Here is a 7,576-nt window from a genome sequence, read left to right on the forward strand (position 1 = left end):
CAACAAAACTTTGAACAGTTGTAGGTTGGGTTGAGGGACGAAACCCAACAAAACTTTGAACAGTTGTAGGTTGGGTTGAGGGACGAAACCCAACAAAACTTTGAACAGTTGTAGTTGGGTTGAGGGACGAAACCCAACAAAACTTTACAGCAGTAGAAACAAAGGTTAGGACAGTTCAAAAGCTGAAAACTCAGACAACGTCAGATTCTTCCTTCTTTCTTCTTCCTTCTTCCTTCTTTCTTCTGCTATACTAGTTTTCGGTTTATCCTTATCTTAGGAATGAGCTGCGATAACGTTCCATGTTTTGCAACGAAATTCGTCTTAATGTCGCGTCAGTGAAACAACACAACCCACCCCTAATGTTGGGTTTCGTTCCTCAACCCAACCTACGCAGATCGCTAAAAGTGAAACAACACAACCCACCCCTAATGTTGGGTTTCGTTCCTCAACCCAACCTACGCAGATCGCTAAAATAGTGCCTTAGCTTTTTTCGTCATCCCATCACCCCATCACCCGATCGCCCCATCACCCTATCAATCTGTCAACCCATGCTCCAAAGCATATCGAACTAATTCTGTTCGACTATTTGTTCCAGTTTTAGTGAATAGTCTACTCACATATTTTTCCACATTTCTCACACTTGTATTTAAGTCTCTAGCAATTTCTTTATTCATTAAACCTCTAGCTACTAAATCTAAAACACTCTGTTCTCTAGGAGTCAAATCTATTTTTATTGGTGAAGGACTTTGAGCGATCGCATTCTTCCCCATCAACATTGCCTTGATTTCCGCAATTTGATTTGCTAAAGCAGCAATATCAGGAGTATTTTCCCCTTCATTAGTTGTTTGTGCAGATGCTTGACGCTTCAACAAATTTTCCACAATAGCGATCAACTCTTCTGGATCAAAAGGTTTAGAAAGGTAAGCATCACAACCTGCTTGATAACCCTGAATACGATCTGTAGTCATTCCTTTAGCAGTCAAAAAAACCACAGGTAAAGCTTGAAACCTTGGTTCGTCTCTTAATTTTTGCAGAAATTGATAACCATCTACTTGAGGCATCATCACATCTGTAATTACTAAATCAGGTAAACCTAATTGCAAGATATCCCATCCTTCATTAGCGTTACTAGCGGCATTTACTTCAAAACCACTATCTTCTAAATAAGCTTGTACGGCTTCCCGTAATCCAGGCTCATCATCTACTAATAATATTTTTCCTGACATTTTTAATTTTTCCTCTTAGTTATTTTTAGCCTGAATTATTTGAGGCTTATGGATTTATCTTAACTTTAAATTGTTTTTTATAATTTACCTAATTTTGATTATGAGTGGAGTGAAAAAAATATACTGTCTCCAACACTTGACTAAAATTTATTCTTGTGATAAAAAAATCACTATCGTAGGGGTTTGGTCTCCAAACCCCTCCCAGGCAAGATGCCCCCACTACAATTTTTGCACCATTTGCCCGGAATATGCTGTAGTTAACGGCCGTTAACCCCATTGTAGGGGTCCTCTCCCAAGCAAGATGCCCCCACTGCAATTTTTTCACTATTTATAAGGTAAATCATTTACCCAAAATCTACTATATTTCCCCCTACTCCCTACTCCCTGATAGTCAAAATTTCATAACCATTATTTGTCACCAAAACGGTATGCTCAAACTGAGCAGAAAGACAATTATCAACAGTAACAGCAGTCCACCTATCCGATAAAAACTTAGTAAATCTGGAACCTGCATTAAGAATAGGTTCAATAGCCAAAGTCATACCTGCTCGGAGCTTCACATTAGGCAAATTTTTAGTCCGAAAATTAAATACGGAAGGTTCTTCATGCAAATTTCTGCCCACACCATGACCAGCAAACTCCTCAACTATGCAAAAACCATTTGCCTCAGTATGATCTTGAATAGCTCCAGCAATATCAAGTAAATAAGCACCTGCTTTCACTTGTTCAATACCCTTATACATTGCCTCCTCTGCAACCCGAATCAACTTAGCAGCTTCTGGAGCAACTTCAACTACACCAATAGTGATACAAGAATCACCATGAAACTCTTGATAATAAGCACCCGTATCTACTTTTAAAACATCACCCACTCGAATCACTTTTTTCGGACTCGGAATACCATGTACAACTTCATTATTGATACAAGCACAAATAGAAGCAGGAAAACCCTGATAACCCTTAAAACTTGGTACTGCTCCCATTTCCCGAATGCGTTTTTCCGCATAAGCATCTAAATCAGCAGTAGTCATTCCTGGTTGCACAATCTGAGAAATTTCTTTAAGTACGGTGGCGACTATTTGGCCTGATTGTCGCATGATTGCAATTTCTCGTTCAGATTTAATTTCTATGCCACGACGTTGTTTATTGATAACAGGAAGTGGTTTAAGTTTTGCAGGAGTCGTGAGTGTATTATTAGATATTTTCATTTTTTACTCTCAAAGAAACTGTTATGATAGTCTAGCGTAGTTTTAAGGAACAGGGAATAGAGAAGAGAATAAAAATATAAGTAATTAATTAGGACTTACACATGAACGCTGTTTGCAGTGAACTGTTTCACCTAAAATAGTGCATGATTATTTGTCCGAAGCGTTAGCGCAGCTTTGCGATAGCAAACGATAGTGTTTGCGTAGCATTCCAGACCGAAAGCAATCTCAGACCAATTTGCTATTGCAGCATTTTAAGATGAAACAATGCACTACTCAATTGTTTCACCTAAAATAGTGCATGATTATTTCTCCGAAGCGTTAGCGCAGCTTTGCGATAGCAAACGACAGTGTTTGCGTAGCATTCCGGACCGAAAGCAATCTCAGACCAATTTGCTATTGCAGCATTTAAGATGAAATAGTCCAGTAGGATGAGTTAGCGGAGCGTAACGCACCGAAACATTTAGGAGAGGTAGTGTGTTACATTTCATTAATGCACCAAGAACCGATATATATTACCTTTCTTTGCGTAAGTCGTCGTTATCAAGTATATCCCGAAGCGAACTTCCAGCTCGCACTATAAAATTTTCACCATTTATCCTGTACATCATTTACCCGAAATATGCTGTAATTAATATTGATGAACTAAAAGCTAATCAGAGTGAAAACAGACAGCATTTTCTATGAACTATTTCTCACATTTCCAGAGAGTTTTTTTGAATTAATTGGTATTAATAAACAGGAAGCTAATAATTATAAATTTACTTCCCGTGAAGTCAAACAATTAGCATTTCGTATGGATGGATTATTTATGCCTAAAAATAATAATCCAGCTAAACCGTTCTATTTAGTAGAAGTACAATTTCAACCCAAAAATGAATTATATTATCGTATTTTTACAGAACTTTTTCTGTATTTCAAACAATATTGACCCATTCATCCTGGGAGGGTAGTAGTCATCTATCCAAGTCGTAGTATTGAGAGGGAAGAAGCTCATCAATTTGGAGAAATTTTAAGTTTAGAAAGAGTCCAACGAATCTATTTAGATGAGTTAAAATCTAATTCATTAGGAGTAGGAATTGTTAAACTGGTAGTAGAACCAGAAGAAACCGCAGTCGATCTGGCTAAGTCGTTAGTTGAAAAATCTAAAGCTCAATTAACAGATCCAGTCAGACAACAAAATATTATCGAATTATTAGAGACGATAATAGTTTATAAATTACCAGAAAAAAGTCGGGAGGAAATTACAGCAATGTTTAGTTTAGGTGATTTGAAACAAACTAGATTTTATCGAGATGCTTTTGCTGATGGTGAACAACGAGGAGAACAAAGAGGCCAACAGAAGGCCAAAGAAGAAGCAGTTACTCGATTGCTCAAATTAGGATTGAGTTTAGAGGTAATTGCTGAGTCTTTAGATTTACCTTTGTCTGTTGTTCAAGAAATAGCTAATTCTGCTAATAATAATTAGATAACTGAAGATATTTAGGCTAACTTGACTACAAAATATTTTGATAAATGATTAATTTTATTTGTAGTCAAGTTACTAAAAAAAATTAGGGAGAGAATTACGGCAATGTTTAGTTTAGGCGATCTGAAACAAACTAGATTTTATCGAGATGCTTTTGCTGATGGTGAACTAATTGGAGAACAACGAGGTGAAGAAATAGGAGAACAAAGAGGCCAACAGAAGGCCAAAGAAAAAGCAGTTCCTCAATTGCTCAAATTAGGGTTGAGTTTAGAGGTAATTGCTGAGTCTTTAGGCTTACCTTTGTCTGATGTTCAAAAAATAGCTAATTCGGCTAATAATAATTAGATAACTTGAAGATATTTAGCACGGAAAAATTTAGGAGAGGTGGTGCATTACATTTCATTTTTCGTATAGGGAATGCTGCCTAAACATGTCACGCAGCAAAATGCACTCTAGTGGACTTACGGAAATTCTAAAATAATACCCTATCTGTAAGAGGGCAAATGCCATTTGCCCCTACATTATAACTAAAATACAGATGCACAGAATAATCCCAAATAATTAATCCGTTTATCCGTGCCAAAATCCGTGTCTAGCTACTAGCTAAGGATTTAAAAAGTCTAAATGATTCCCATGTTTTGCCCGTAAAGATGCGACAGAACCTTCCAATTCTAACTTTCCATGATTCAATAAAATAATCCATTCTGCTCTACTAATAACCCTTGGTCTATGACTAATAAAAATTGTTGTTTTCCCCCGACGATAAGATAATAAACTTTCCAAAACTTCGGACTCAGCAATCGGGTCTAAACCGGAAGTTGACTCATCTAAAATTAATACAGAGGGGTCATTAATAATACCTCTTGCTATTGCTAAACGTTGCCTTTGTCCGCCAGAGATATTCGCTCCAAATTCTCCTAAAACTGTTTGATATTTATCAGGTAAACGACTAATAAATTCATCGGCTCCAGAAATTTGACAAGCTTGAACTATTTGTTCAAATGTTACCCCCGGCGCTGCTAAATGGAAATTTTCAATAATCGAACGACTCCAAAAATGAGCATCTTGAGGAACTAATACAACTTGTTTTCTAAAAGAATTTATATCTAAATCTTGCAAATTATAAATACCAATTTGCACATTACCAGATTGCACTGGATATAAACCAGCAATTAATTTAGCAACTGTACTTTTTCCACAGCCAGACTGACCAATTAAAGCAATAGATTTACCACCAGGAAACCTCACGGAAAAATTTTCTAATAAATCAATTCTTCCAGCGTAGTGAAAACTAATATTAGAGCAAATAATATCAGCATTATTCTGAATTTTAGCCTCTGGTTTTTGATGTTTTTCATCAGTTTCTGGAGGATAATCAATTACTTCTGAAAGTCGTTTAGTTGCAGTCTGAACTTTTGCCAATTCATCCATCAATCCCACTAACGTACTCACCAAACTTGATACATATTGATTCATAGCAATAAAAGCCAATAACTGACCAATACTTAATTGTTCAGCAATCACTAAATTACTGCCAAACCATAACAGAAAAATATTACCAATATTACTAACTAAACCGGAAAATACATCATTCACAATTCCAATTTGAGTAGTTCTCAAACTCAAATTAGCCAACTTGCCAAATCTACCTTGATATTCTTCCCAAAACTGAGGAGCGCTAGAAGTAGTTTTGAGAGTCATTGCACCTTTAAAAGTTTCTACTAAAACACCCTGAGTTTCTGCTTCTAAAGCAAATAAATTTCTAGTTTTTTGCTGTAATATTGGCAACAAAGCAATAGTTGATAAAGTCATAACTACCGCCATAAAAACAGCAACTATAGTTAGGGAAAAACTATAGATACACATCACAATCACAGAAACTAAAGCAATAAAAAATTGACTAGGCAAACTTACAATTACTTGGGAAACTAACTGATTAATCTCTTTAATATCTGTCAACCTGCTAACAATTTCACCACTACGTCGCGTTTCATAATAATTTAATGGCAAACGCAAAATTTGTCTGCCAAATTCCATCACTAATCCTAACTCCAAACGTTGAGCAAAATGAGCAATCATATTAGATTGAACTAACTCCAAACAACTGCTAAATATATTCATCACAATTACAGCAATTACTACACTGGTAAGTAATTGAAAATCGCCCCTAACTAACACATCATCAGTAAGAATTTGCACCAAAAAAGGAGAAGCAATAGAAAGTAAACCTAAAACAATATTTAGCAAAAATACTTGAATAATAATTTGTCGATAATACCAAACTCGTCTGAGTAATCTGCTAATATTACTTACCTTTTCATCAGCCTCAGAAAAAAACCTTTTAGCATCAGGTTCTACTAATAAACAAACCCAATCTTGCCAAGCTTCAGCTAATTCTTTTGCCGACAAAAAACGAACTCCAATCCCAGGGTCAGCAATCACATATTTATCCCCTTGTCTACCATACAATACTACCCAATGATAGCCTTGCCAATGAATAATTGCTGGTAAAGGAGCTTGGTCAATTTTATTTAAAATTCCTGGATTTGCTTTGACAGACCTAGCATTAAAACCAATACTATCTGCACCTTGTTTTAAACCTAATAATGTGGTTCCTTTTTGATTAGTACCTATAGTTTCTCTAATTCGATTAATTGTTAAATTACGACCATAATATTTAGCAATAGAAGCTAAACAAGCAGCTCCACAATCTTCCTCACTTTGTTGGAGAATTAAGGGATATTTATTAAAGTTATTTACCTCTCGTTCAGTAGATGCTTTTGGTAATATTGGTACTGGTACAATATCTAACATAATAATTAAATTTTTAAATTAAAAATAATAAGTAAGCAGTCAGCTATCAGCTTAATTGCCTTTGAAAAAAGCAGTTATAGCAATCCTAAATAGGTTGTAGTATTTTATAGTAGGGGTTTGGTCTCCAAACCCAATTTATAAGGGATTTGGAGACCAAACCCCTACAGATTTTTCTCACATCTCATTCCTGATTACTATAGCATTGAGTATTAATAGAATTATGTTTCTTAAAAGTTTAGAATAGAAGTGAATTTAACTCCTTCTAAAGTATCCAATTTATAGAAACTAGGGATTAACCCAAATTCAAAAAGCTAATAGCTAAATACTTATAACGGATAAATTTTACATACAAATAATTCTTTCTATTAATAGACAATTAAATCAGAAAAAAACACCTATAAAATTAATTATAGGTGTTTGATTTAATCAGGACTTACGCGAAGAAACCCGGTACGAGCGTAGAAACCGGGTTTCTGGGTTCGCGTGGCTTTAGTCCTGTTAATTAAATGTCTCTAGTGCGGGAATTTTGCCCGCGACAGGTGTACCTCAACAAAATCGAATCTGCTGTATAATTCCGATATGATATGGCTTTTAGTAGCAACCACCAGGACGGTAGGTAACATGATGGTAGTCATAACCAGGACGACGGTAGCTATAACTTACACTGCGACCATATCCATAATCACCATAGTAATAGTCACGGCGACCATAACTTACAGAGCGACTGTAACCATCGCAACCACAACCATGACCACCATTAATAGCAGCAGATTCTTCAGTAGAAATATCAGAAAAGAGTTCGTTATTTTGAGTTTCTTGCATCGTTTTTGCTTGGGATTTAATTCAATGAATAAGATAGTTTA

7 protein-coding genes and 1 pseudogene are annotated in these 7,576 nt (G+C 35.7%); 4 read left to right on the forward strand and 4 right to left on the reverse strand.

Annotated elements, in window-relative coordinates; translation table 11 throughout:
• The first annotated feature begins 299 nt into the window (after positions 1–299).
• Positions 300–476 carry a hypothetical protein gene (locus VKJ25_RS21175; protein ID WP_324238628.1) on the forward strand — a complete coding sequence of 59 codons (177 nt, stop codon included), beginning with the start codon at positions 300–302 and terminating at the stop codon, positions 474–476.
• Between the two features lie 57 nt (positions 477–533).
• On the opposite strand, the gene VKJ25_RS21180 is transcribed toward VKJ25_RS21175, so the two are convergent.
• Entirely contained in the window at positions 534–1,226 is a 693-nt protein-coding gene (locus VKJ25_RS21180) for a response regulator transcription factor (protein ID WP_324238629.1), read from the reverse strand.
• A gap of 377 nt (positions 1,227–1,603) precedes the next feature.
• Positions 1,604–2,434 (reverse strand): type I methionyl aminopeptidase, encoded by an 831-nt coding sequence (map, locus tag VKJ25_RS21185; RefSeq protein ID WP_324238630.1) that lies wholly within the window; start codon positions 2,432–2,434, stop codon positions 1,604–1,606.
• A gap of 658 nt (positions 2,435–3,092) precedes the next feature.
• Between map and VKJ25_RS21190 the strand changes: the two are divergent.
• The 3 genes and pseudogenes from VKJ25_RS21190 to VKJ25_RS21200 form a co-directional block, all read left to right on the forward strand.
• Positions 3,093–3,677 (forward strand): annotated as a pseudogene (locus tag VKJ25_RS21190) (Rpn family recombination-promoting nuclease/putative transposase); the annotation flags it as partial.
• Between the two features lie 6 nt (positions 3,678–3,683).
• Positions 3,684–3,899, forward strand: a complete 216-nt coding sequence (locus VKJ25_RS21195) for an RpnC/YadD family protein (protein WP_324238634.1) — start codon at positions 3,684–3,686, stop codon at positions 3,897–3,899.
• 105 nt (positions 3,900–4,004) lie between these two features.
• Entirely contained in the window at positions 4,005–4,244 is a 240-nt protein-coding gene (locus VKJ25_RS21200; protein ID WP_324238631.1) for a hypothetical protein, read from the forward strand.
• A gap of 258 nt (positions 4,245–4,502) precedes the next feature.
• Here the strand turns inward: VKJ25_RS21200 and VKJ25_RS21205 are convergent, their stop codons facing one another.
• Positions 4,503–6,713, reverse strand: coding sequence for a peptidase domain-containing ABC transporter (locus tag VKJ25_RS21205; protein WP_324238632.1), 2,211 nt, complete (start codon positions 6,711–6,713; stop codon positions 4,503–4,505).
• Between the two features lie 591 nt (positions 6,714–7,304).
• Positions 7,305–7,535, reverse strand: a complete 231-nt coding sequence (locus tag VKJ25_RS21210) for a hypothetical protein (RefSeq protein WP_324238633.1) — start codon at positions 7,533–7,535, stop codon at positions 7,305–7,307.
• Between the last annotated feature and the right edge of the window lie 41 nt (positions 7,536–7,576).

Source organism: Okeania sp. (genome assembly GCF_035285525.1).
Classification (GTDB): Bacteria; Cyanobacteriota; Cyanobacteriia; order Cyanobacteriales; family Microcoleaceae; genus Trichodesmium.

Excerpts from the sequence above, each read along its gene's own strand:
- VKJ25_RS21175 (WP_324238628.1), top strand. The coding sequence starts at position 300 with ATGTTTTGCAACGAAATTCGTCTTAATGTCGCGTCAGTGAAACAACAC.
- VKJ25_RS21180 (WP_324238629.1), bottom strand. The coding sequence starts at position 1,226 with ATGTCAGGAAAAATATTATTAGTAGATGATGAGCCTGGATTACGGGAA.
- map (WP_324238630.1), bottom strand. The coding sequence starts at position 2,434 with ATGAAAATATCTAATAATACACTCACGACTCCTGCAAAACTTAAACCA.
- VKJ25_RS21195 (WP_324238634.1), top strand. The coding sequence starts at position 3,684 with ATGTTTAGTTTAGGTGATTTGAAACAAACTAGATTTTATCGAGATGCT.
- VKJ25_RS21200 (WP_324238631.1), top strand. The coding sequence starts at position 4,005 with ATGTTTAGTTTAGGCGATCTGAAACAAACTAGATTTTATCGAGATGCT.
- VKJ25_RS21205 (WP_324238632.1), bottom strand. The coding sequence starts at position 6,713 with ATGTTAGATATTGTACCAGTACCAATATTACCAAAAGCATCTACTGAA.
- VKJ25_RS21210 (WP_324238633.1), bottom strand. The coding sequence starts at position 7,535 with ATGCAAGAAACTCAAAATAACGAACTCTTTTCTGATATTTCTACTGAA.